This window comes from Nostoc sp. T09, assembly GCF_002154695.1.
Lineage (GTDB): Bacteria > Cyanobacteriota > Cyanobacteriia > Cyanobacteriales > Nostocaceae > Aulosira.
Genome location: NZ_MTAV01000013.1, coordinates 25,878 through 48,124, shown reverse-complemented (window position 1 = coordinate 48,124; position 22,247 = coordinate 25,878). Strand labels below are relative to the sequence as shown.

Sequence of the window (22,247 nt, the reverse complement as noted above, 5' to 3'; positions counted from 1 at the left end):
ACCTGCAACAGGTTCACGGATACCATCGATGTCTACTGGAGGTGCAGCGATGAAGGCGATTACGAAGCAAGCGGTTGCAGCTAGCAGGGTGGGGATCATCAGGACACCGAACCAACCGATGTATAGACGGTTGTTTGTGCTGGTGATCCATTCGCAGAAGCGATCCCATACGTTAGCGCTGGCGCGCTGTTGTAGAGTTGCTGTCATGGTTTTATGATTGCGATTGGTAATTTATGAATCAGACAAGGTTTGTCTGTGTCTGTAAACTTACTTTACACTGCTTTACAAAAGTTAATCAAGTCCTCATAGTTTTGTAAAAGTAATACCAGTGATTAGTTTTACTTATTTAAACGTCAGAATTAACACGTCTTTATTCAGAGCAACTAAATTTATTTATGGGCTTTTCCCCCTTGCTCCCTAACCCTTTCCTCTTCGTTAACCCTTACTCCACAAATTCTGGTCGTGCTTTTTGTGTAGACTGTAACTTTTCCTCTAATGCTGTCCAGTTTTCCTGCTCAATTAAATGAATCACTTCATCGAGCTGATGGCGATATTGTTGCAATGATTCCAGTAATGCTTGCTGATTAAACTGGGCCATCATTACGCCCAATTCTGGATTTCCGCCACCAACGCGGCTGGTATCGCGAAAACCGGAACTAGCTAAATTTTGGGCTAGCTGTAAAACTGCGGGGTCGGTTTCACCCATGCAAGCTGCAATTAAGGAAGCACTGACCATTACAGGTAAATGGGAAATCCAACTAACAGCGCGGTCATGCTGCTCTGGCTGACAATGGTAGATTTTAGACCCAAGCGATCGCACAATTTCCTCTAACACTGAAATCGCTTCAGTCGGCGTTGTATTTATTGGCGTCAGTACATAAGGGCGATCGACAAATAAATGTCGCTGTGCAGCTTCTATACCACTATCTGCGGTTCCTGCCATAGGATGACCACCAATAAAATTGGACCACAAAGGAGATATAGCCTTGACTATCGGTGCTTTGACGGAACCTACATCAGTCACCACCGTAGTAGCAGATAAATGCGCAATTAACTGTTTAACTTGGGGAACAATAAGAGCTATAGGTGTACAAATAAATACAACTTCTGCTGTAGCTAAGAGGCTGATCTCGGCTGATGCTTGATCAACGCTTCCCAGAGATACCGCCTTTTGGCAAGTTGATTCACGACGACTCACTCCCAAAACATGATGTCCTTGCGATCGCAAATCAAAGCCCAAAGAACCACCGATCAGTCCGAGTCCTAAAATTCCAATTTTCATTTTTGATTTTGATAGTCCGTCTTTCAAATATTTTCTGCGTACTTTACCAACTATTAAAGTTGGCATCTGAGGGGTAGCATTTATGACTGTAGAAGAATTGCTGGAAAAATACGCGGCAGGAGTTATTGATTTTAGTGGTATTGACCTCTCTGAAGCTAACTTAAGTGGCGTCAAACTTAGTGGTGCGAATTTTAGCCAAGCCAACTTGAGTATAGTAAATTTGAGTGGAGCGAATCTCAACAAAGCTGACTTGAGCAATGCCACACTGAATGTAGCGAGATTAAGTGGTGTGAATCTTGTGAGAGCAATTCTCAACAATGCCAGTCTCAATGTCGCGAATCTCATTCGAGCAGACCTCAATCATGCCCAACTCAAGGGAGCCTCATTAGTTCGTGCTGAGTTAATTCGTGCAGACCTGAGTTGTGCAGACCTGTTCGAGGCTAACCTCAGCAACGCGGATTTGCGAGAAGCTACACTTCGACAAGCGAATCTCCGTCGCGCTAACTTAAGTGAGGCGAGTTTGCGAGGTAGTTCCTTAACTGGTGCCAACTTAGAGATAGCTAATCTCCACGCCGCCGATTTGGGTCGCACTGATCTCAGTAGCGCAAATTTGCGAGAAGCTGAACTAAGAAAAGCCAATCTCAGCCGTGCTAATCTCAGTGGCGCAGATTTAAGCGGGGCTAATCTACGTTGGGCAGATTTGAGTGGGGCTAATCTCCGCTGGGCAGATTTAAGCAAAGCTAAATTAAGTGGAGCTAACTTAACCGGGGCAGATCTGAGCAATGCCAATTTAACCAATGCCAGTTTAGTACATACCAATTTAACTCAAGCAAAATTAATTAAGGCGGAATGGATTGGAGCCGACTTAACAGGAGCTGCGTTAACTGGGGCCAAACTTTACGCCACTTCCAGGTTTGGTTTAAAAACTGAAGGTATCACTTGTGAGTGGATTGACCTCTCTCCCACAGGCGATCGCACGATCATTCAAAAGTTTAACGCTGAAGATGCACGCGACTTTTTTAATGAAACTCCGCCGACGATCCGGATTATCGTCGATGCTGCTCTAGAACATGAAGCCAACTTTGCCCTTGCTGGCGCTTATTACCAAATTTCTCGGCAATACCGAACGCTGAAACAGCCACCTACTATGGAAATTGGGCGTCGGCGCACTGTTTTCACATTCCGGGTAGATAACGACGAAGACTTATTGCCTATTGCTTATATAGCGATTCTGCCATTTCATGATGCCACCAACACACAAAAGAATATTGACAAGGTGGTGGAAATGCTCAAGGGTGAAGATATATCTCAGATGGGTCTAAAAATACCCCATCGGGTGAGGCAATTAAGGAATGCGATCGAGGAAGCTAGAAATCAGGCCCAGTCCATTCGGGAAATTCAAAAAATTCTGGAGTTAGCAGCAAAATTAAATTTCTTTAAAACTCCTACCCAGACAATATTAACAAACTCTAGTGCTCAAACTTTGATTTTGTATGACAATCCTTATTTCGGTAAACGATTTATTAATCAATTCGATACCAATGCTGGATTTTTTGATAATATGACCAATGAATCTGCTCAATATATCTTGCCTTCATTAAACATGGTTATAGATTTTGTTAAAAGTTTTCATTACATTGAACAATGAAAATTATCAGTAAAATAATCGTTCACTAATAACTGATAAAGTTCTGGAGGACACAGATGCGTGATACTTTTAATAGAATGGTTGGACGGACTCGCTATGTTGTCTGCCGCTTGTTTCTACACTTGGGTGGGTCGGAAGTAGCGCCAATTTTGGGGGTATTCAATCGTGTTGCTAGGGAAGCGATCGATGCAGATGGAGACTTACAAGTTTTAGGCGAAGGCTTAGTAGAAATCTCTGAAACCCTGTTGCGATCTGATGAATACTGGCTTTCTGCTGCCAATGAAGGTGATGTATTTTGGAGCGAAGGCGAGGCAGGAGATTATGTTAATGAATTATTTAGTGACTCTGCTGAAAGATATGGTGCTGACCTCGATTTAAGTTCTAATTCTGGAGTTAACGATCCTTTATCTCTACCTGTAACACGCAATATTATTGTGATGATTACAGTGGCTTTTGAAGGAGAAGTACCGGAGTTAGAAACTGACTTGTCTAATGTTCAAGCTTTAAAAGAAGCTTTAAAAGCCTTAATCAATTTGCACTACAAAAATAAACTACGGGCAGTTCAGGTGCATTTCTCACCAGCACAGTTGGGTGATGAACTCACTAACGATCAGCTGTTGCAATATTATCCAGAGTTAATTCCTTTGTAGATAGTCATCATTCCCAGCGTACACCAGGAGGGATGAAAATTTTGTTATTTGTCAAGAGTCAATAGTTATTTCTTGCTCCTCTGCTCCCCACACTCCCCACACTCCCTCATCCCTACTGAGTGGGGTAGTCCGTACTTACTAGATGTAGTGAGAAATTGTTAAGCTCATATAAGGATAATAGTGCAATGATCATGACCATATTGCGTAGATTTACAGCCGTTTGTTTAGCCATGAGTTTGTGCTTGACAACAGTTGCTTGTGGAGGTGGTGCAGAACAAACAACCCCCCCAGGTAGGAACGTCAGCCAAACCTCTACGGCTACCAAGCTGAGTGATGGGCAGTATCAAGTACAACAAGCTACTTACGATGATGCTAGTGGGGAGTACACGCTGTTTTTGATTAACAGTAAGCCCCCAACCTTTATCAGTGAAAACATACAAATGGCCCGGCTTACAGATGAAGAAATTAAAGAAGGTAAGAAAAGTTATTTAAAAGTAGAAAATGGACAGCCAATTCTATACTTAACAGAAGACTTTAAAATTGAATACGTCCATAACGTTACGGAGAACCGAACTAATCCTCAAACGGGACAGCAGGAAACAGTCGTTGTTCGTCGCGAAAATGGTTTCTGGGCACCGTTTGCTGGGGCGGTGGCTGGTGGTATAGCGGGTCAGGCGATCGGTAGTCTATTGTTTAGACCCCAGTATTATGTACCTCCTGTCTACCAACCTGGAGGAGTTTTGACTGGCTTTGGTGGATATGGCAGCAACTATGACCAAGCTGTTTCAAGCTACCGCAGCCGCTACAATGCGCCACCAGCAGCTGTGAGAAATCGCACGGCTTTCCGGACTACTGGGAGAATCAGAAGTACATATCCTAGTGGATCTTCGGTACGCAATACACCAAATCGTACTACTACTAACCGTCCTAGTGGTTCTGGTTTTGGCGGTAGTGAACTCAGACCTTCTAATAATTCGCGATCGCCCAGACGTAATCCTAGCGGTAGTAGCTTTGGTAGCGGCGGACGTAGTAGTGGTCGTCGCGCACCTGCTTTTGGCGGTAGACGCCGCTAATTCGAAGACTTCTCCCTAAACAACAGAAGTTGGCATAAACCAAAGCTGGGGAGAAGTATTTTGAGATAATCTGCTATTTTGGGATGTTAACATTTATGGTTGGCATCCCTTATTTTTATCTCCACTTTGTTAACTGCGTAGTGTAGCGATCGCTCATCAACAGACTTTTTATAAAAATCTGAAATAGAAATAATGTGATTTTGTATCCTCAACATTGACTTATACAAGAGACATGATGAACAGATTTCACAACGAGCTATAAAAACTTGAAAAGTTGTTCATTTCTTCTGTCCTTCGGGTGAAGATGATTAAGTTTATCCCACCTTTTTGGAGGTGGGATTTTGCGCTAGTTTGCCAGTAGCTAGTTATTTTTAGATGTACTAATTGTCTACCCTAACTTACTTGGTGGTAAGCAATTGTGACACCTCTGCATGTGCCAAGACAACACTAGGTTCACGCTGAAGAGCAGCATAGTACTTTCTGGCAAAAGCATTACCTAACTCTGACGGTACGATTAGCTTTTGAGCATCAGCAATCAACTTTTGCACAGATTCCGGCAATATCGGTTCATCTGCTGTCAGCATTTCATCAATTTGCACAACCAGCTCAGAAATGTGATGTAGCCAAGCAAATTGTTCATGATCGATAACTAGTTGCAGAAGTTCTGCACTCGTTACTCTACCACGCACTTGTTCGTAAGCGATGCGTTCTGTATCCAGCAAACTGGAGTGCAGGCTGAGAAATTTGTTGCGCAAATTACGTAAAAATTGCTGTTGATTGATTCGTTGTAGAAGTATGTTAGAAGTCAATGGAACCCATCCTCCCGTTACGATAGTCTTCAATTGCTTGAATAATTTCGGCTTCAGTATTCATTACAAATGGGCCGTAGCGAACAACTGGTTCGTTTAGCGGTACACCAGCGATGAGTAATACATCTAATGGTGATTTTGCGTTCGATGGATTTGCGATCGCCACTTCCTCACCGTCTTGTGCAAACAATATCATCTGTCCATCTCCCGCACGTTCTTTTTCTGCACCAAACAAGCCTTCTCCATCAAGCACATATATAAAAGCATTGTATTCTTTTGGCACAGGCTGAACTGCGATCGCATCTGGTTGAAGTGTGAAATGTAAGTATATAATCGGAGTTTGCGTCTGGATGACAGATCTTGCTCCTAGCGCTTCTCCTGCGATAACTTTTACCTTCACCAAACCATCATCTGTTTGAGCCGTAGGAATTTTTGCCGCCGGAATTTCCTGATAACGAGGCTTAATCATTTTGTCACGACGGGGTAGATTCACCCACAATTGAAGTCCATGAATCCGTCCGCCGATACGAGCAAATTCCCGATCTGGCATTTCCGAATGGACAACACCTGCTCCTGCTGTCATCCATTGCACATCGCCAGCACTCAGTTTTCCTGCATGACCTTGAGAATCTTTGTGTTCAACGCGCCCCTCTAGAATATAGGAAACTGTCTCAAAGCCTCTGTGTGGATGATCTGGCGCTCCCTTTGCTTTACCTGGTTCAACATCAACAGGGCCGAATTCATCAAGGAGGAGAAACGGATCAAAGTCGCTAAAGGTACTCTTAGGAAAAGGACGACGAACCAGCATACCTTCACCTTCTAGCGTTTGCACACTATTGATGATTCCTGCGACTGTTCGCATCGTTTGTGTTTGAGTCGTCATTAATCTCCTCCTTGGTATGCTATTGTTCAGCTTGATAATAGGTAAGGTGCAGAACATTTACATAGCCTGAATCTGCACTGGTAAAGCATGAAACTTTCTCTAACTCAGGGGCTTGTTTGATTTCAAACGAATTATTTACGTTCTTTGACGAAGCACACCCTAATTAACATCTTTAAATGTGTTATCTCTTATATATGATTAATCTTATATTAGCATAAGGTTATATAAAAAGGAATAGATAGAGTTTCCCCCACTTTAGCTTCGAAAAACCGCCTATGTCTTTAGCCCACACAATTCTCGCTCTGCTTCAGCAAGAGGAGATGACAGGTTACGACCTCAAAACCACCTGCTTTGATCAATGCGTTGCACACCTATGGCCCGCAGACCAGGCACAGATTTACAGAACCCTTGATAAACTCGTTGAGCAGGGTTGGATTAGTTGTAGTGTTGAGATTCAGAGCGATCGCCCTAACCGTAAGGTATATTCTGTAACAGAAGCCGGAAAAGCCGAATTTATCCGCTGGTTGCAATGCCATCAGCCCTTACCGACATTACGAGAACCGTTGCTAGTGCAATTACATTTTGCTGCACAATTACCGAACGCAGCCATTATTAAATTGTTAGAACAGCAGCTATCTATACGTCAAAACAAACTTGCTGAGTGTGACAATATCCACCTACCTAAGCTGGAAGATTGTGCAAATCGCGAGCAGATGATGCAACGGCTCGTACTAGATTTGGTAACTCAACGAGAACAAACTTATATTGATTGGCTGAAGACAGCAATTGATGTCATTGAGCGTACACCTAACTAAAGCTGAGGTGGAATTTTTTATATTTAATTAAGTAGTTCTACTAAATTAATGAGTAACTGTCAGGATTTATAGTTACGAAAACACAAATAATCTGCAATAAATGACAACGAGAAAAATTGAAACCCTAACTGAAGAACAAGAAAATCTCATTCCAGTGTATCTAGAAAAGTGGAAAAAAATTGCATTGTCAACAGCAAAGATTGATAGGACGCAATTATCAAAAGCGCTAAAACAAACTTATGTTTTGATGGACTTCCCAGAACCTGAAATTATTTTTTATGACAGTTTATATGAAATAGTACAAACACGAAGAATTTTTACACATATTCAATGTATATATGGAAATGAATACCAACCAAAAACAGGAATTTTTAGTGAATATTTGTCTCGAAGATTATTATCATATTTATGCAATGCCATAGAAAATATAACTTTTAAAGATTTAGGAGACAAATTACAACAGTATTTAAATTGTGAACTATATGAAGTTTTTGTTGACGAATTTGGTCTAAATATTTATGCAGCCATATCACAGATAAGAAGCCAAATATCTAATGAGATATCTGGGAAACAAAATCAAATTTGTGAAACATTTAGGCAGTCAGCAGATAAGTGGGATTTACCACTATGGTTACTTATCGATAAAGAACCCGATAATCCAGAATTAAGCAGAGTCTGGCATGAATGGAATCATTTATCTCAACAAGAAGAAATTTTACTAGTTATTGATGGTAACAAAGATTATTGGATAGAACTAGGACAATGGTGTGAAAGTGCCTGCTTGTATGACTTTTGCATTAATATATTAAACTGTGAATACGATGCAAGAGAATGGGAAATATTACAAATCATTGCACAAAATGGGGGGTGGGTTCTTCCTAGCGAAAAAATGATTATTGTTTGCGATCGCCCTACAAAGTTTTCTTTTGACGAGCAACTCCGTTTACATTCAGAAGCTGAACCTGCTGTTCAATTTTCTGATGGTTACAGTCTCTATGCTTCCCACGGTGTAACCTTACCAGAGAAATATGGCATACTTCACCCAAATCAATGGTCAGCTAAATGGCTTTTAGAAGAAGATAATGCAGAATTACGAAGAGTATTAATCCAAGGAATTGGCTACAGTCGCCTTCTTGAAGAATTACAAGCGAAAGAGTTAGATTACTACCAAGGATACACTTTAATAAAAATTGATGCTGATGTAGATGAAGAGCCAATATTTTTATTAAAAATGATTTGTCCCAGTACAGAATTCATTCACGTGTTACGCGTTCCACCTGATATGAAATCTGCACAAGAGGCAATTCGCTGGGTAAATTGGGGAATAGATCCTCTTGATTTTGCTGTACAAACCTAAGAAAAAAAAGAAAGACAGGATAATAATAAAAATTATATTGATTAAGGGTATTACTCAAGATGTAATACCCTTAATTTCTTATGCAGATTTGATTTAGTACTGAAATATCCTACTTAACCCAACGTTTAGTTGCCTCTGCAATGCGCTGGCCAAAGCGTTCTGAGGTGAGGCGATCGCCTTCATCTAAAACTGCTGGGTTGCCACTCATATCCAGTGGGCTTTGACCAAGTACACCCAGAAATCCTCCCAACCGATTTACCCCATCATCTTTACCAAACAAAAAGCTTTGCAAGTCGCCCACATTCACCCAAATCATCCCATGCTGGGCTGCATTCGTTGCCAAGTATAAAAGTGTTCCCTGCTTATCGCCACTAGGTGAGCTAGAGTGCGTAAACCCAGCTGCAATCTTGTCTTTCCATCCATGTCGGAACCAAACTGAGCTAGCTGCATCAATAAAAGCCTTAAACTGAGCCGCAATACCGCCCATATAGGTAGGCGAACCAAAGACGATCGCATCTACCTGGTTAAGCTTTTCGAGAATTTCATCATTTTGCCAGCGACCATTCACAATCTGCTCGCCAGTAATCCGCAGCATTTCCACAGTTGCACCATCAACTTGGCTTGCACCTTTAGCGATAGCTTCAGCCATCAGATGAGTATGACCTGCACCAGAGAAGTAGACGACCGCAATAGTAGGCATAATAAACCTTGGTTAATTTAACTACAAATTACCGAGGAATATCATAGAGACTACTTGCTCGTATGTAAAGAAAAGTAATTTAACTAAGCCAGTGTAATCCCTTCCTTTGTAAGTTCTGCTCAATCTGCTGCATTTCCTCAATCGTTTCTCCAGTAACGATCCCGTAAATTTCGGTATAGATTTTTCCGTATTTGACCTTTTCTAAAGCCGACAGAATGATTAAGTCTTTGCGATCTAGTTCTGGTTTTAGGGTGGTTAAAACAGAGTCTAATGTCCCATCCATGCGGTAGTCACTGGAATATTTAGCAACTTCCTTTCCTAGTCCTAGTAGGGTATGACGCTGCAAGCACAGCGGTGTTGAGCCATTAACTCGGAAATTGGCATCAATGGTATAAAGCTGTCCATCTTGGTTTTCTAAAACATCAAAACCAATAACGCCGAAATAACCTTGTTGATGAGCATACTGACCAATAGCGGCAATCATCTCAAAGAACTTACTCATGTCAGTTTCGCGGTAATGAATTAGTCCGCCTAAATAATTGCCCTCTGAGGTGACAAGTTGAGTCGTAGTACCAATAAGCGTTATGTCTCCCGTTTTGCTGACATAGAACTGTACGCAATAGTTTTGTACTGCATTTTTAATAAATTCGGAGATAACAATCCAATCCAGTAATTTAATATCGAGATATTTTTTGAGTTCTTTCAAGCAGTAGTTTAAATCGCTAGTGCTTTTGATAATATAAGTACCTTCTCCTGAGAGTCCGTGAGAAGTTTTAATCAAGTAGGGAAATTTTTCTGGTAACTGAATCTCTTCGAGACTAATGGTGTGAAGATTGTAGCTCTTGTATTTTGGACATTGTACCCCCAGTTCAGCTAGCGTCACTTTACTCAGCAAGTGGTAGTGAATGTTGGGAGCGATCGCGTGTTTTTCATGTCGCAGGTTATCAAAGGGAAATAGCGTGATAATTTTGTCAAAGCCATCGCTCTTGCTAAGTTCTTCCAAATAAACAGAGCAATCGAACATCTTCATATTGCTGTAACTAAAGCCAAAATGCTCTCGCCAGTAATCAACCAGTAAGTTTTGCGGCGGAATTATCACAATCCCCGGAATAGCCTCACCTAGCACAGCCAAATTTTTCCAAGGTTCCTTTTGGCAAATCTTATCGAAAGACGTTTTAGTGGACTCACTACTGCCATCTTGAATATAGTATTTTTTCGTGTTGGGGTAAGCTGCCCAACGAGCAGTCGCTGGGTAATTTGGGATAAATGCATAACTTGCATCTAATATGTCTTGAGCAAATAGATCTGATAGAGAACTCCCTTGAAAGTAACGAAAGTCGTATTGCTGGTTCATAAAAATCTAAGGTTAATTTATATTTCAATATTTTGAAATTACATTTTTGCCTTTAATCAATAGCACAAGATTAAACATTTATTAGCCAGTTATCAGCAATATGAATCTCAATAATAGTGCCAAACTATAGACAAAAGTTATGTTTTTATAATTGTGTTAGTCGCTTTAAAAAGTATTGCTAAAGCTAGAATTTTCTAATTAAATTAACAATAAATGCTGACTGTTATTTCAACTTCTACTATAGGAATATCTTTCTCTATACCAAAAGTTTTATTTTTCTCTACTTATCAAACTCTTATTAAGTGGTCATCTTGCCTACCCTAATCGAATCACAGATAAAGATAGATGCACACAGATAAATATCAGTGTTTATCTGTGTGCATCTGTGGTTTTTTTCTCTTAATTAGGATTATTGCAACACGTCTTACGCTAGGTTAATGTTCTAACGTATTGCTCTTTCTTTTTGTAGAAACTGTCATCTATTCTTTATAAACACAAATGACAAATGACTAATATTAAAGGACATTTAAGCTACTGCAACTGCTTGTTGCCAACGTCCCACAGCCTTACCAACTACGGCTAACTCTTGCATCAAGTTCTCGAAAGCATCTGGCGTGAGCGATTGGGGACCATCTGACAAAGCTTTCTTCGGGTTGGGGTGAACCTCAATCATGAGAGAATCAGTACCAGCTGCGATCGCGGCCATTGCCATAGAAGGAACAAACTCAGACCAACCTGTACCGTGACTGGGGTCAATCATAATTGGTAGATGAGTTAGCTTGCGCAAAACTGGCACTACCGATATATCCAGGGTGTTGCGAGTAAACTGGCGATCAAAGGTGCGAATTCCGCGCTCACATAAAATTACATTCGGATTTCCCGCTGCCAAAACATATTCAGCAGCCATCAACCAGTCTTCGATAGTAGCTGCCATTCCCCGCTTCAACAGCACTGGTTTAGATTGTGCGCCCACTTTTTTGAGCAGAGAGAAATTCTGCATATTTCTGGCACCGACTTGGATCATATCGGCAACTTCCGCGATTTTCTCCAGGTCGGCAGCGTCCATAACTTCTGTAATTATGCCTAGTCCGCTGGCTTCCCTCGCTTTTGCCAATAATTCCAAAGCACTCTCGCCGTGTCCTTGGAAAGCATAAGGTGAAGTCCGGGGTTTGTATGCACCACCGCGCAAAAATCTGGCTCCAGATGCTTTGACGCGCTGAGCCGTCTCGACAATCATTTCCTCATTTTCTACAGAGCAGGGGCCAGCAACTACTACTACAGGATGATGTTCACCAAATACAACTGGCCCATCAGGAGTGCTAACCACCACATCAGAAGCTTCACCGTGGCGGTACTGACGACTAGCCCGTTTGTAAGGCAACTCTACGCGCAAAACTTGCTCAATCCAAGGGCTAACTTCCTGAATTTGTAGCGGGTCTAAGTCGGCCGTCTCACCTACCAGACCAATAACTACTTTGTGCTTACCGATAATTTTTTCCGGCGTCAGCCCCCAGCTAGTTAGTTCTTCGCTAATACGATTAATTTCTGCTTCTGGGGAACCGATTTTCATTACGACAATCATGATTAAATTCCCTGATTACTTAACTTGCTATTTAAGGGGCGTAACCTTTTAATTACTTAAAAATCTAGCGCTCAATGTTCTATGACTGAAGATTGGAGGTATAAAATAATCATAAATTTTTAATTAGCAATGTTGAAGTTATTAAATTTCAACTTCAACATTCACTCTAAAATTTAGCCAACATTACAGTCTTCTGATACCTGAGCGCCAAAAATCAAACCTTTTTTTGCCGAGTTTCGCGCCAAACATCCACCATACGTCCCCAATTGATGCCAAATTCAGCCAAACCCAGCCAATTGCCAACTCTGTCTTCGTCCCAAGAGGCAGAGAGAACGCCATAGGTAATTCCCAATACCCCCAAACCAAAAAATCCCATGTTTACCAATAACACGGCGATAGGAGCTAGTCTGATGTCGGTATAGATGGTCAATAGATAGCTACCAGCCAAAGTGCCAATACCCAAAGCTGTTGGTATACCACAGAATGCAGCTACTCGCCGAATCATGCGTTGGCTAACTACTTTTGGGATTGCCATCTCCTCTTTATTCAAGGGTGGCTGCTTGGTTGTTTGTCCCCCAGATTCCTTGGACTGTACTGGTGGTTCACTCTTGGCTTTTGCTGGTTTTTGGCGCTTTTTGTTCGGTTCAAAAGGTAAGCGACTGCGTTCAGATTCTTCAGCAGACATAAGCGGTATCCTTAACCACGAATTCCCAAACGAGCAATCAAAGCTTGATATTTTTCTCGGCTTTCCTGCTGGACATAGGATAAAAGACGCTTGCGATGACCAATTAGCTTCAACAATCCTCTACGAGAAGAATGGTCTTTCTTGTTTGCTTGGAGATGTTCGCTGAGACGGTTAATCCGGTCAGTGAGCATAGCAATTTGGACATCGGCAGAGCCGGTATCGGTTTCGTGAACTTGATAGCTGGAAATGAGTTCTTGTTTGCGCTGTTGCGTCAGAGCCATGATCGATTCAATTTCTAGTTTTTCTAAATTTATGCAGCAGTCTCTAATAATATCACAGCCCTCAAACTCTGGGGTGAAACAACTTTACTGCACTAGGAAACGAATATCTTAGCTGTGTAGGGTTGGAAGTTAGCCACCAAACCATCTTTTCCTACTTCTACCTGAGTATTAGCCAACCAATCTTGCCAATGCTCAGCCGATGGGAAGTTCGGAATATGATAGCCAGTAAGATTGTGGTCAGAGAAATTTACTACAACCACTACTTGAGAACCCTGGTTATCCCAGCGGAAGTATGCTAAAAGTCTTGCCTGTGCATCTTCGTGGAAAAACTCTATATTGTCACTTTGCAGGGCTGGATTGTGCTTACGGAGGACGATGAGTTTTTTGTAATACTCAAATAAATCTTGGTTTTCAGGTTTTTCTAGCAATGGCCAAGCAATTTTCTTAGGCTGGGTAACGTTTTCGCTCTTGCGCTTATGTTCACCAAACTCTTCTCCCATCCATAGCATTGGGATACCCATTGCGGTCATTAACAGCACCGCGGCTAACTTAGCACGTGTAAATGCCGCTTCATCAAAGATACCTTGGTTACCTAATTCTCTAAATAAACGTTCGCGATCGTGAGTTGCTAAGTAATTTATGACATTCGTAGCAGTTTTATAACCCTGCTGTCTAGGATCTAAAACTTGCTTGAGATGATCTAATTCAAATTTTTCCCCACAAATATGTGGAATTACAAAGTAGTGAAAACTTTCATGCCAGCAAGCATCTAGCGGACCCTCTGGTGTTGTGACATTGCTTGTATCAGGAATGTGTTCGGCAATATTATAAAACGGCTTGGCTACAGTATTCTTTTTGGCTTGTGAAGCTAACCAATGCAAAAATTCAAAATTAGCTAACTGGCGTACCGCATCAAAGCGGATACCATCAATGTGATACTCCTGAACCCAAAAACGCACTACGTCCCCAACGTATTTCCAAGCAGGTTTAACATCTAATTTTTCGTCATAGTTATCATAATTAAACTCTGGGCCCCAATAGTTCGCTGGGTCCTCTGGATAGTGCATGTGTTCGTAGTACCAATAATTCCTGTCAATTAGCATTAACGGGCATTCTTCATCAGTATGGTTATAAATTCCATCCATGAAGACCCGAATGCCTCTCCTATGACACTGGTCAATTAACCGCTTTAAATCTTCTGTTGAACCATAGCTAGATTCTGTGGCGAAAAAGTGGCGTACTTTGTAGCCCCAGCTATAATCGCCAGGATACTCATTAACTGGCATTAATTCAACTGCATTAATTCCTAATTCCTGAAGATAATCTAATTTTTCAATAGCATCTAAATATTGTCCGCGTTTTTCCCTATCAACCTCACCACCTGTAAAATCGGCAACGTGCATTTCATATATTACCAATTCATCATTTTCTGGCAGAGGTATATCATCGTATTGCCAACTATAACTATCAACAATCCGTTTGCCATTTTTAATTCGCACCAAGCCAACTTTTTGCTGCTCATCAACATCTGTGGCATAAGGATCAATCACATCTACCCATTCATCTGGGGAAAAATTGGGGCTTTGAGTTTGGACACGAAATTTATATTGATAAATACCATCTTCTAACTTTAATTGAGTACAAAAATACCCATTCTCGGTTTTCTGCATTGGCGTTTCTTGCCAGTCAGAAAATGACCCGATTAAAGCAGCTTTTTTATTACGAGGAGCAAACAAGCTAAATTCAATTACACTAGCCATTTCTATTCTTGATAGCCTTTTCAATTCACTAAAATACATTAGGTATTTTTTTACCTAATCATAATGTTATTAATCCCCCTAACTTCTTATAAAAAAGGCTTTTTTGCCCTCTTCTTTAAGATATTTGGGGGATCGGCAAGAACTAAACATTACTAATCGATAAATATTTATTCTTCAGTTAATTCACATGCATCTACTAAAAGTTAGATACTTCCTGAACCAACAGGTACAGATGCATCTGCCACTGAGGCATTTTGTAGGATAGGCTTGCGGGTTTTGAGGTCAAATTTATAGCCATGCGGCAAAATATGAAGTTTAGCTCCAAAAATAGCTAAAGGCTCATCCCTCAAAATTTCGTCAATATTGTTGTGTGTTGCTTCTGACTCATCAACGATTGTGACCGCACCTTCACCAACAACTTCAATTTGGTTATCGGTCACTACCATAGCGGTATTCTCGTCAATGCCAAATCCTAAGTCAGCAGGTTCTTGTAACAAAGCAGAAATTAAACGTCCAAGGCGACCACGCTGTGAAAAATGCTGGTCGATTACTACTCCTGGTAAAAAGCTCATACCAGGGCCCATATCGACAATTTCAATTCGCGGATTTGTTTCTGAATCACCTTCTACAATCATTTTGTCAGGCATCACCGCAGCGCCAGCACTTGTACCTCCTACAACTATTCCTTCAGCAAATCGCTTATGAATAGCTTCATCAAGTTGAGTGTCCTTGAGGATGCTAGTAATCCGGGCTTGGTCACCACCAGTAAAAAATACTCCAGTGGCGTTTTCAACGGCTTCTAAAGCTGTTGATGATGATGCATCATCACGAGTTTCCGTATCAACTATACGAACTTTCTCCGCTCCTAACCGTTCAAAGACTCTAATATAATTTTCACCAACTTCTCTTGGGAGTTCTGTCGCCGCTGTCATAATGACGATATGAGCCTTTGTACCACCTGCACGGCGCAAAAACTCTCGCAGGATTTGGCAATCACCCTCTTTATCTTCAGCGCCACCAATAATCACTAGCTGCCGCTTAATTTCGCTCGTCACCATGATCTCACCTTAAATTTCGTGTAAGTATTTTCAATAAAGCATGACAATTCCAACTATAAAATCAGCCATTTGGTAGATTAATAAATGAAGCTTAAAAATTGAAATTTTTATCTAAAATTTTTCAAAATTAATAGAAACACAAATATATACAAATTACTAACAATTTAATTAATTCTTGGTTTAATTAAAAATATAGGTTTAATATTTTGTAAGCCAATAGAAAATTATTCTAGAGGCTTACTAAATTATTTTTTCATATTTACTTAATTTGGAAAATGGCAAAAGTCTAGAAAGTTTTTGCTTGCCTAGCAACCTGTTGAAAAAATTAGATCTATTTCAAGGTCTATTTTTTCTCGAACTGTCTAATACGCTTGGCTTCTATAAAGCAAGTTGACTAAAAAAAGGCGAGCTTGTTCTAGCGGTAGATGCCTAGGTTTACCCTGGTAAACAATTTGGTACTCGTTAATGTCTGGACCATCTCCATGACCAGAAATAAGCTTGAGGTGAAATGCTTGATCAGCAAGTTGCCGAACTTCATTTCTCAAAGAAACTTCTGTGTTGTTCATACTTTGCTGTCTCTTAATATCCGTATATTAGATATATAAAACTTGGGAAGTGATCGCACCTTTCAAAGGTTATATTTTTTATGGATAGTATTTGGTGTAAAAATATTCTTGGTCTAGTCCACACTGAGTCATAAAAATAGAATCGGCTTGATTATGCCCTTAGATAGCTGAAAAACTCTGTCAGTAGAGTTAGGCTGTCCCAGTGAGCGTTGAGTTTTATACTCTGATTTAGTCGCAAAGCGATCGCTCTCCAAGCAATAACGAGAATCAATTGATCGTAGATAGGTCTGGGTAAACGCAACTAAGCGTCCGGACTTCAGGGTGTTTAGCTAGAGGTTTATCATCAATGCTTCAAGAAAAAAGCACCGATGCAGTCCGCATCAATGCCAGAAAAACCGACGTATTCGATATTTTCCACTTCAAACATTACATGGGACCAAACCCCTATCTGGAAGTAGGGGCCCTAGTATTCGATTTTGTTATGACCGAGTTTAGAAAACCTCTACCCATTGAGGACTATGTTTCAATTATTAGCGATCGCTATCCAATTTTAGGCAATCAAGAATACGAATCCTACGCCCATCTGTTTGCCCAAACTCTATCAGAAGTAGGAAAACTCGAAATGGGCTTACACCTAAACCGCTGGAGTATACAACCAAATCCAGATTATGTACGTATCGCTATTCAATCGCTTCACGAACGCACAACTAGAGGGGTAGTTTACTTTGTTTGGGATTGGTTTGAAGCTATTAACCGAGATGCAGACTTTCTTTTTGAAGATGAGCTAGTACGCTTACAAAATAGATTTAGGCAATCTGTCTATGGTGGCCCCACAGTCTACGCCTTACTACACAAAGCTTACGAAAAAGGTATTCCCACTTTTTATTTGTGGGAAGAAGGACTAATGCAATACGGCTATGGAAAGAAACATATTCGCGGTATAGCGACAACTTTTGACTGTGACAGCCACATTGATTCTGACTTTACCACTCGCAAAGATGACTGCAAGGCTTTCTTAAAAACCTTGGGTTTCCCCGTACCTGAGGGTGATATCGTTACTACTGAAAAAGAAGCCCTAGCAGTAGCTAGAGAAATTGGCTATCCAGTAGCAGTTAAGCCTGTAGTTGGACACAAAGGAATTGGTGTTACAGCCGAGGTACAAGACTCCGAAGAACTAGAATCTGCCTATAGTAGGGCACTTGCTGCGATTCCCGATGAACAGCCCACACGGATAATTGTCGAGAAAAGTATATCAGGAGCAGATTTTCGCTTGCTGTGCGTCAATGGTAAATTTGTCGCTGCCACAGAACGCCGCCCTGCATCGGTTGTCGGTGATGGCGATTCTACTATTGATGAGTTAATTCGCCAAGAAAATCGCAAAGCTGCGCGTTTGGATACACCCACTTCGCCAATGAGCAAAATCCAGCGTGATGAAGCGATGGAATTGTACTTAAAAGAACAGCGTTTGACATTAGATAGTGTGATTGAAAAAGACCGCACTGTTTATCTGCGCAAAGTAGCAAATCTCTCGGCTGGCGGTATCAGCATTAATGCTACGCACACAGTTCACCATGACAACATTATTTTGGCGCAGGACATTGCCCAACACTTCCGGTTAACTTGCCTTGGTATTGATGTTATTACCAAAAGCCTTGCTGAGTCTTGGAAATCTGGTAACTTTGCCATTTTAGAAATCAACGCCGCACCTGGAGTTTTAATGCATCTGAACCCTGCGGTTGGTGACAGTGTTGATGTGCCTTCCCACATCTTAGGAACCTTTTTTGAATCAGGTACAGAGGCTAGGATACCAAATCATCAGCTTTAATAAAATCTCAATTCAAGAGTTGCAAGAAACGATTGACCATATTCTTTTGCAACATCCAGATTGGACAGTTGGGGCTGTTTGTCGTGATGCAGTTTTCGTGAATCGGGCGAAAAAAATCTTAAGCAAAGATTACAACAGCAATGTTCAAAGTTTGTTACGTAATCCCAAACTTGATTTACTAATTGTCGAATATGAGGACGAGATTTTAGAAAAGGATGGGATGTTTTACCAAGGCAGTAATATGGTTGTTCTAGACAATCCCACTGAGACTGAAATGATGCTAGTAAGGGATATCTTAGACGGTTCTACTGTGGTGATTAAGAAAGGAAACAATGTTTCTATTAGCCGTAAAGGGTTAATTGAAGATTACACCTTGGGAGAAGAGGAACCCTTTACGCGGGTTTATTTGAAAGAAGTCGGTACAATCTTGTGAGTTGAAAAATAGGCGTTTTAAATCTCTAGAATGTAACAGATGACAAACGCTATTAAATAGAAATGCATTAACCTCCTCAAATTCATTTAACTGAGGAGGTTGACTATAGCGTTTCACAACCTAGTGAAGTACAGGAAGAAGTAATTAACCACAGATGAACACAGATAAACACAGCGAAAAGTCGGAGTGGAGGTTTCCTCCGATCAGAACTTTTCAAGACAGATAAATTCGTACCTTATTAGACTGGGGACTGCTATAACAGTGTTTGTATAAAGTGTGATTGAATTTTCGTAGATGCTTTTTTCTGCTTCCTTAAATGCTCATTTTGAAAAATGAACTAATAATTGTTAATTTTTATAACAGCGATCGCCATATTAAAAAGCCACCAGAGGAATTGGATTTATGGAACCAATACTATTGGTGGCTGTATTGTACTTATCACTAAAACTACTTAAGCTTTTCGTAGGCTGCTAAAATAATTTTTTCTGTTTCCTCCCAGCCAATACATTTGTCTGTCACTGAAACACCATACTGCAATTCATCTTTTTGACAATTAACTGGTTGGTTACCTTCAAATAAATTCGATTCCAACATCATGCCAACAATGGATGTATTGCCATCAACGACTTGTTGAATTACGTCTTCCAAGACAGCAGATTGTAACTTGTAGTCTTTATTCGTATTTCCATGACTACAGTCAATTACAATTCTTGGTGGTAAATCTGCGCCTTTTAACTTCTGTTCTACCAGTCGGACATTTTCAGCATCGAAATTGGGTTGATTACCACCCCGTAAAATAACATGACCATAAGCGTTACCTCTAGTTTGAAATACGCTTACCTGCCCATCTTGATTAATCCCTAGAAAATTATGAGGAGTTCTAGCAGATTGTAAGGCATTTAAGGCTACTTGAATATTGCCATCAGTACCGTTTTTAAAACCCACAGGCATCGAAAGTCCACTTGCCATTTCCCGGTGAGTTTGTGATTCGGTTGTGCGCGCGCCAATGGCAGACCAGGCAATCAGTTCACTAATATACTGAGGTATGATAGGGTCAAGGGCTTCTGTAGCAGCAGGTAATCCCATTTCTGCAATTTTTAACAATAAGCTACGAGCAATTAACAAACCATTTTCTACATGGAAAGAATCATCCATTTCGGGATCGTTAATCAATCCTTTCCATCCTACTGTTGTTCTGGGTTTTTCAAAATAAACCCGCATAACCAAGAGTAATTTATCTCGGACTTTCTCTGCCAAAATCTTCAGTCTTTCTGAATATTCGATTGCTGCTTTGGGATCGTGAATTGAACAAGGACCCACAACTATGAATTTTCTTCTATCTTTAAAATCTAGGATTTGTTCTAGTTCTTCTCTATATTTCAGAACTGTCTGTTCGGCTAATTTAGTTAATGGTACTTTTGCTTTTACTTCGTTCGGAGTTAATAAGACATGAGAATTCTCAATGTTGGCGTCGAACAATGTGTGGCGCATGGAGCAGATCATGTGATTTATGCTACTTTATTGAGGCTTAAAAATTATACACATTTATAGCGCCAAATCTACACAAACTCAGAGATTTTTAAAAAATCTAGATTTAAGGATCAGAGATTCAATATTTTTTTGTAATTTATTAGACATAATAAATACTTTTAATAGCTTAGTTGATTATCCTAATTTAAAAGGGGGCATTATTTCCCCCTTTTTGCTATTACTAGATTATCGTACCAGTACCAGTGTAATTCATTACTGCCAAACGAATACTTTGGCTTCGTATGGTCCAATATCAGTTATGATGCCATCGTCGCCAGCTTCCACATCATAATTAGCTGTCCACTCGTGCCATGTGCCACTACAGGGAAAATTAGGAACATGATACCCAGCTAAGAAGTTTTCTGAAAAATTTGCTACTACTACAACTTGAGAACCTTCGTCATTCCAACGGCTATAAACAAGTACTTTTGCCTCTGGATTTTCATGGATGAAATCAATATTCTCTGTGTAGAGTGCATGGCTATTTTTACGCAAGTTAATCAAGCCTTTATAGTATTCAAATAAACTAGAATTTAAGTCATTACCTAGTAGCGTCCAATCGATTTTGGCTGATTCAGGTTGTTTGGGTTTGTACTCTCCAAATTCTTCACCCATCCAAACCAAAGGCACGCCAACACATGTCATCAGGATCGCTACTCCTAATCTAGCTCGTCTAAATGCTTCTTCATCAAAAATATTCCGATTACCCAGTTCCACCATCAGGCGATCGTGGTCATGGTTAGTGAGATAATTTACCACATTGGTAGCACCCATAAAACCTTGACGTTTACTATCAATAACGTCTTTGAGGTTTTCTAAATCAAACGCGTCACCACAAATGTGTGCAGTAACTGTATGATAAAAGCTGTCATGCCAGCAACCATCCATTGGTCCATCTACATTAGTAATGCTGGTAGTTTCTGGAATGTGTTCTGCAATATTGTAAAAAGGTTTTGCACCAGCAGCATTTTTCGCTTCTTGAACAATCCAGTGCATGAAATCGTAGTTGGCAATTTGTCGCGCTGCATCATAGCGAATACCATCTATATGATATTCTTCAATCCAAAATCGGATGGTATCACCGATAAATCTTCGTGCCGGAAATGTATCTAAATTTTCGTCATAATGTTCGTAGTTAAACTCAGGACCCCAACTATTATCAGGGTCGCGAGGAGCATGATGATACCAATAATCGTGGTCAATTTGTGTTAATGGTCCAGAAGCTTCTGAATGGTTATAAATACCATCCATAATGACGCGAATGCCTCTAGCATGACACTCATCAATCAGATTTTTTAACTCTTCTGTAGAGCCATAACTAGATTCAGTTGCAAAAAAATGCCGAGGGTTGTAACCCCAGCTATAATCACCAGGATATTCTTTCACAGGCATCAACTCGATCGCGTTGATTCCCAATTCGCATAAATAATCTAATTTTTCAACAACATGTTTATACTTACCTCTTGCATAAGGATCATCCTCACCGCCAGAAAAATCTCCAACATGCAATTCATAAATTACTAATTCGTGGTCAGCAGGCAAAGGTTTATCATCATGTTGCCATACATAGGTATCAACAATCTTTTCGCCATCTTTAATCCTAACAATACCGTTATCTTTACCACCAAATTCGTCAATATTAGTTGCGTAAGGATCTGTTACATCAACCCATTGTTCTGGCTCAAGAAACCATGAATTTGATTGCACGCGAAACTTATATTCATAGCTACCATCTTCTAATTCAACAGAAGTACGAAAATAGCCATCATCACCTTTTTCCATTGGAATTTCTTGCCAATCAGAAAAAGAACCAATTAATGCTACGCCTTTGTTATAGGGAGCAAATAAATTAAATTCAATTGGCTTCGCCATGTTATTAATTAGAAGTGAGAAAATCTTGGTAAAAGTATTTTCTCACTTCTAATTAAATTAGCCAATCATTCCCTAGAAATAAAT

The 22,247-nt window shown here is 40.4% G+C and carries 18 protein-coding genes and 2 pseudogenes; 6 read left to right on the top strand and 14 right to left on the bottom strand.

Going from position 1 to position 22,247, the window contains the following annotated elements; translation table 11 throughout:
- Together BV372_RS04385 and BV372_RS04380 are read right to left on the bottom strand one after the other, a co-directional pair.
- Positions 1-207: pseudogene (locus BV372_RS04385) on the bottom strand (photosystem II q(b) protein); the annotation flags it as partial.
- Between the two features lie 235 nt (positions 208-442).
- Positions 443-1,282, bottom strand: coding sequence for a prephenate/arogenate dehydrogenase (locus BV372_RS04380; RefSeq protein WP_086683799.1), 840 nt, complete (start codon positions 1,280-1,282; stop codon positions 443-445).
- An 82-nt stretch (positions 1,283-1,364) separates the two neighbouring features.
- Here BV372_RS04380 and BV372_RS04375 point away from each other — a divergent pair, with 82 nt between their 5' ends.
- The 3 genes from BV372_RS04375 (at position 1,365) to BV372_RS04365 (ending at position 4,653) form a co-directional block, all read left to right on the top strand.
- Positions 1,365-2,930 carry a pentapeptide repeat-containing protein gene (locus BV372_RS04375; protein ID WP_086683796.1) on the top strand — a complete coding sequence of 522 codons (1,566 nt, stop codon included), beginning with the start codon at positions 1,365-1,367 and terminating at the stop codon, positions 2,928-2,930.
- 56 nt (positions 2,931-2,986) lie between these two features.
- On the top strand, positions 2,987-3,580 hold the full coding sequence (locus tag BV372_RS04370; RefSeq protein WP_086683793.1) for a DUF1517 domain-containing protein: 594 nt from the start codon (positions 2,987-2,989) through the stop codon (positions 3,578-3,580).
- A 185-nt stretch (positions 3,581-3,765) separates the two neighbouring features.
- Complete coding sequence (locus tag BV372_RS04365) at positions 3,766-4,653, top strand: hypothetical protein (RefSeq protein WP_086683790.1); 888 nt, start codon at positions 3,766-3,768, stop codon at positions 4,651-4,653.
- Positions 4,654-5,051: 398 nt separating this feature from the next.
- Here the strand turns inward: BV372_RS04365 and BV372_RS04360 are convergent, their stop codons facing one another.
- Both BV372_RS04360 and BV372_RS04355 read right to left on the bottom strand, forming a co-directional pair.
- Positions 5,052-5,462: a hypothetical protein gene (locus tag BV372_RS04360; RefSeq protein ID WP_179197974.1), complete on the bottom strand. Its 411-nt coding sequence runs from the start codon at positions 5,460-5,462 to the stop codon at positions 5,052-5,054.
- Entirely contained in the window at positions 5,452-6,345 is an 894-nt protein-coding gene (locus tag BV372_RS04355) for a pirin family protein (RefSeq protein WP_086683787.1), read from the bottom strand. Before BV372_RS04355 ends, BV372_RS04360 begins: the two co-directional genes overlap by 11 nt.
- Before the next feature lie 275 nt (positions 6,346-6,620).
- On the opposite strand from BV372_RS04355, the gene BV372_RS04350 reads away from it, so the two are divergent.
- Together BV372_RS04350 and BV372_RS37390 are read left to right on the top strand one after the other, a co-directional pair.
- Complete coding sequence (locus tag BV372_RS04350; RefSeq protein WP_086683785.1) at positions 6,621-7,160, top strand: PadR family transcriptional regulator; 540 nt, start codon at positions 6,621-6,623, stop codon at positions 7,158-7,160.
- Between the two features lie 100 nt (positions 7,161-7,260).
- Complete coding sequence (locus tag BV372_RS37390; RefSeq protein ID WP_179197973.1) at positions 7,261-8,517, top strand: DUF6745 domain-containing protein; 1,257 nt, start codon at positions 7,261-7,263, stop codon at positions 8,515-8,517.
- 109 nt (positions 8,518-8,626) lie between these two features.
- Here BV372_RS37390 and BV372_RS04340 read toward each other — a convergent pair whose 3' ends face one another.
- From BV372_RS04340 to BV372_RS04305, 8 genes are all read right to left on the bottom strand, one after another.
- Complete coding sequence (locus BV372_RS04340) at positions 8,627-9,217, bottom strand: flavodoxin family protein (RefSeq protein WP_086683782.1); 591 nt, start codon at positions 9,215-9,217, stop codon at positions 8,627-8,629.
- A 79-nt stretch (positions 9,218-9,296) separates the two neighbouring features.
- Positions 9,297-10,571 carry an ATP-grasp domain-containing protein gene (locus BV372_RS04335; protein ID WP_086683779.1) on the bottom strand — a complete coding sequence of 425 codons (1,275 nt, stop codon included), beginning with the start codon at positions 10,569-10,571 and terminating at the stop codon, positions 9,297-9,299.
- Positions 10,572-11,097: 526 nt separating this feature from the next.
- A complete protein-coding gene (gene aroF / locus BV372_RS04330; protein WP_086683776.1) occupies positions 11,098-12,153 on the bottom strand; it encodes a 3-deoxy-7-phosphoheptulonate synthase in 1,056 nt (351 codons plus the stop codon).
- Between the two features lie 214 nt (positions 12,154-12,367).
- A complete protein-coding gene (locus tag BV372_RS04325; protein ID WP_086683773.1) occupies positions 12,368-12,838 on the bottom strand; it encodes a PAM68 family protein in 471 nt (156 codons plus the stop codon).
- A gap of 11 nt (positions 12,839-12,849) precedes the next feature.
- A complete protein-coding gene (rpsO, locus tag BV372_RS04320) occupies positions 12,850-13,119 on the bottom strand; it encodes a 30S ribosomal protein S15 (RefSeq protein WP_086683771.1) in 270 nt (89 codons plus the stop codon).
- A 92-nt stretch (positions 13,120-13,211) separates the two neighbouring features.
- The gene (locus BV372_RS04315) at positions 13,212-14,879 is read right to left on the bottom strand and encodes an alpha-amylase family glycosyl hydrolase (RefSeq protein ID WP_086683769.1); all 1,668 of its coding nucleotides are present in this window, start codon (positions 14,877-14,879) and stop codon (positions 13,212-13,214) included.
- A gap of 203 nt (positions 14,880-15,082) precedes the next feature.
- On the bottom strand, positions 15,083-15,937 hold the full coding sequence (locus tag BV372_RS04310) for a cyanophycinase (RefSeq protein ID WP_086683767.1): 855 nt from the start codon (positions 15,935-15,937) through the stop codon (positions 15,083-15,085).
- 362 nt (positions 15,938-16,299) lie between these two features.
- On the bottom strand, positions 16,300-16,503 hold the full coding sequence (locus BV372_RS04305) for a hypothetical protein (RefSeq protein WP_086683764.1): 204 nt from the start codon (positions 16,501-16,503) through the stop codon (positions 16,300-16,302).
- A gap of 346 nt (positions 16,504-16,849) precedes the next feature.
- On the opposite strand from BV372_RS04305, the pseudogene BV372_RS04300 reads away from it, so the two are divergent.
- Positions 16,850-18,761: pseudogene (locus BV372_RS04300) on the top strand (acetate--CoA ligase family protein).
- 447 nt (positions 18,762-19,208) lie between these two features.
- On the opposite strand, the gene BV372_RS04295 reads toward BV372_RS04300, so the two are convergent.
- Positions 19,209-20,252: a 3-deoxy-7-phosphoheptulonate synthase gene (locus tag BV372_RS04295; protein WP_086683762.1), complete on the bottom strand. Its 1,044-nt coding sequence runs from the start codon at positions 20,250-20,252 to the stop codon at positions 19,209-19,211.
- A 252-nt stretch (positions 20,253-20,504) separates the two neighbouring features.
- Positions 20,505-22,163, bottom strand: coding sequence for an alpha-amylase family glycosyl hydrolase (locus BV372_RS04290; RefSeq protein ID WP_086683760.1), 1,659 nt, complete (start codon positions 22,161-22,163; stop codon positions 20,505-20,507).
- Positions 22,164-22,247: the final 84 nt, after the last annotated feature.

What these genes read in the sequence shown, in the direction of transcription:
- BV372_RS04380 (WP_086683799.1), bottom strand. Translation starts at nt 1,282, where the DNA reads ATGAAAATTGGAATTTTAGGACTCGGACTGATCGGTGGTTCTTTGGGC.
- BV372_RS04375 (WP_086683796.1), top strand. Translation starts at nt 1,365, where the DNA reads ATGACTGTAGAAGAATTGCTGGAAAAATACGCGGCAGGAGTTATTGAT.
- BV372_RS04370 (WP_086683793.1), top strand. Translation starts at nt 2,987, where the DNA reads ATGCGTGATACTTTTAATAGAATGGTTGGACGGACTCGCTATGTTGTC.
- BV372_RS04365 (WP_086683790.1), top strand. Translation starts at nt 3,766, where the DNA reads ATGATCATGACCATATTGCGTAGATTTACAGCCGTTTGTTTAGCCATG.
- BV372_RS04355 (WP_086683787.1), bottom strand. Translation starts at nt 6,345, where the DNA reads ATGACGACTCAAACACAAACGATGCGAACAGTCGCAGGAATCATCAAT.
- BV372_RS04350 (WP_086683785.1), top strand. Translation starts at nt 6,621, where the DNA reads ATGTCTTTAGCCCACACAATTCTCGCTCTGCTTCAGCAAGAGGAGATG.
- BV372_RS37390 (WP_179197973.1), top strand. Translation starts at nt 7,261, where the DNA reads ATGACAACGAGAAAAATTGAAACCCTAACTGAAGAACAAGAAAATCTC.
- BV372_RS04340 (WP_086683782.1), bottom strand. Translation starts at nt 9,217, where the DNA reads ATGCCTACTATTGCGGTCGTCTACTTCTCTGGTGCAGGTCATACTCAT.
- BV372_RS04335 (WP_086683779.1), bottom strand. Translation starts at nt 10,571, where the DNA reads ATGAACCAGCAATACGACTTTCGTTACTTTCAAGGGAGTTCTCTATCA.
- aroF (WP_086683776.1), bottom strand. Translation starts at nt 12,153, where the DNA reads ATGATTGTCGTAATGAAAATCGGTTCCCCAGAAGCAGAAATTAATCGT.
- BV372_RS04325 (WP_086683773.1), bottom strand. Translation starts at nt 12,838, where the DNA reads ATGTCTGCTGAAGAATCTGAACGCAGTCGCTTACCTTTTGAACCGAAC.
- rpsO (WP_086683771.1), bottom strand. Translation starts at nt 13,119, where the DNA reads ATGGCTCTGACGCAACAGCGCAAACAAGAACTCATTTCCAGCTATCAA.
- BV372_RS04315 (WP_086683769.1), bottom strand. Translation starts at nt 14,879, where the DNA reads ATGGCTAGTGTAATTGAATTTAGCTTGTTTGCTCCTCGTAATAAAAAA.
- BV372_RS04310 (WP_086683767.1), bottom strand. Translation starts at nt 15,937, where the DNA reads ATGGTGACGAGCGAAATTAAGCGGCAGCTAGTGATTATTGGTGGCGCT.
- BV372_RS04305 (WP_086683764.1), bottom strand. Translation starts at nt 16,503, where the DNA reads ATGAACAACACAGAAGTTTCTTTGAGAAATGAAGTTCGGCAACTTGCT.
- BV372_RS04295 (WP_086683762.1), bottom strand. Translation starts at nt 20,252, where the DNA reads ATGCGCCACACATTGTTCGACGCCAACATTGAGAATTCTCATGTCTTA.
- BV372_RS04290 (WP_086683760.1), bottom strand. Translation starts at nt 22,163, where the DNA reads ATGGCGAAGCCAATTGAATTTAATTTATTTGCTCCCTATAACAAAGGC.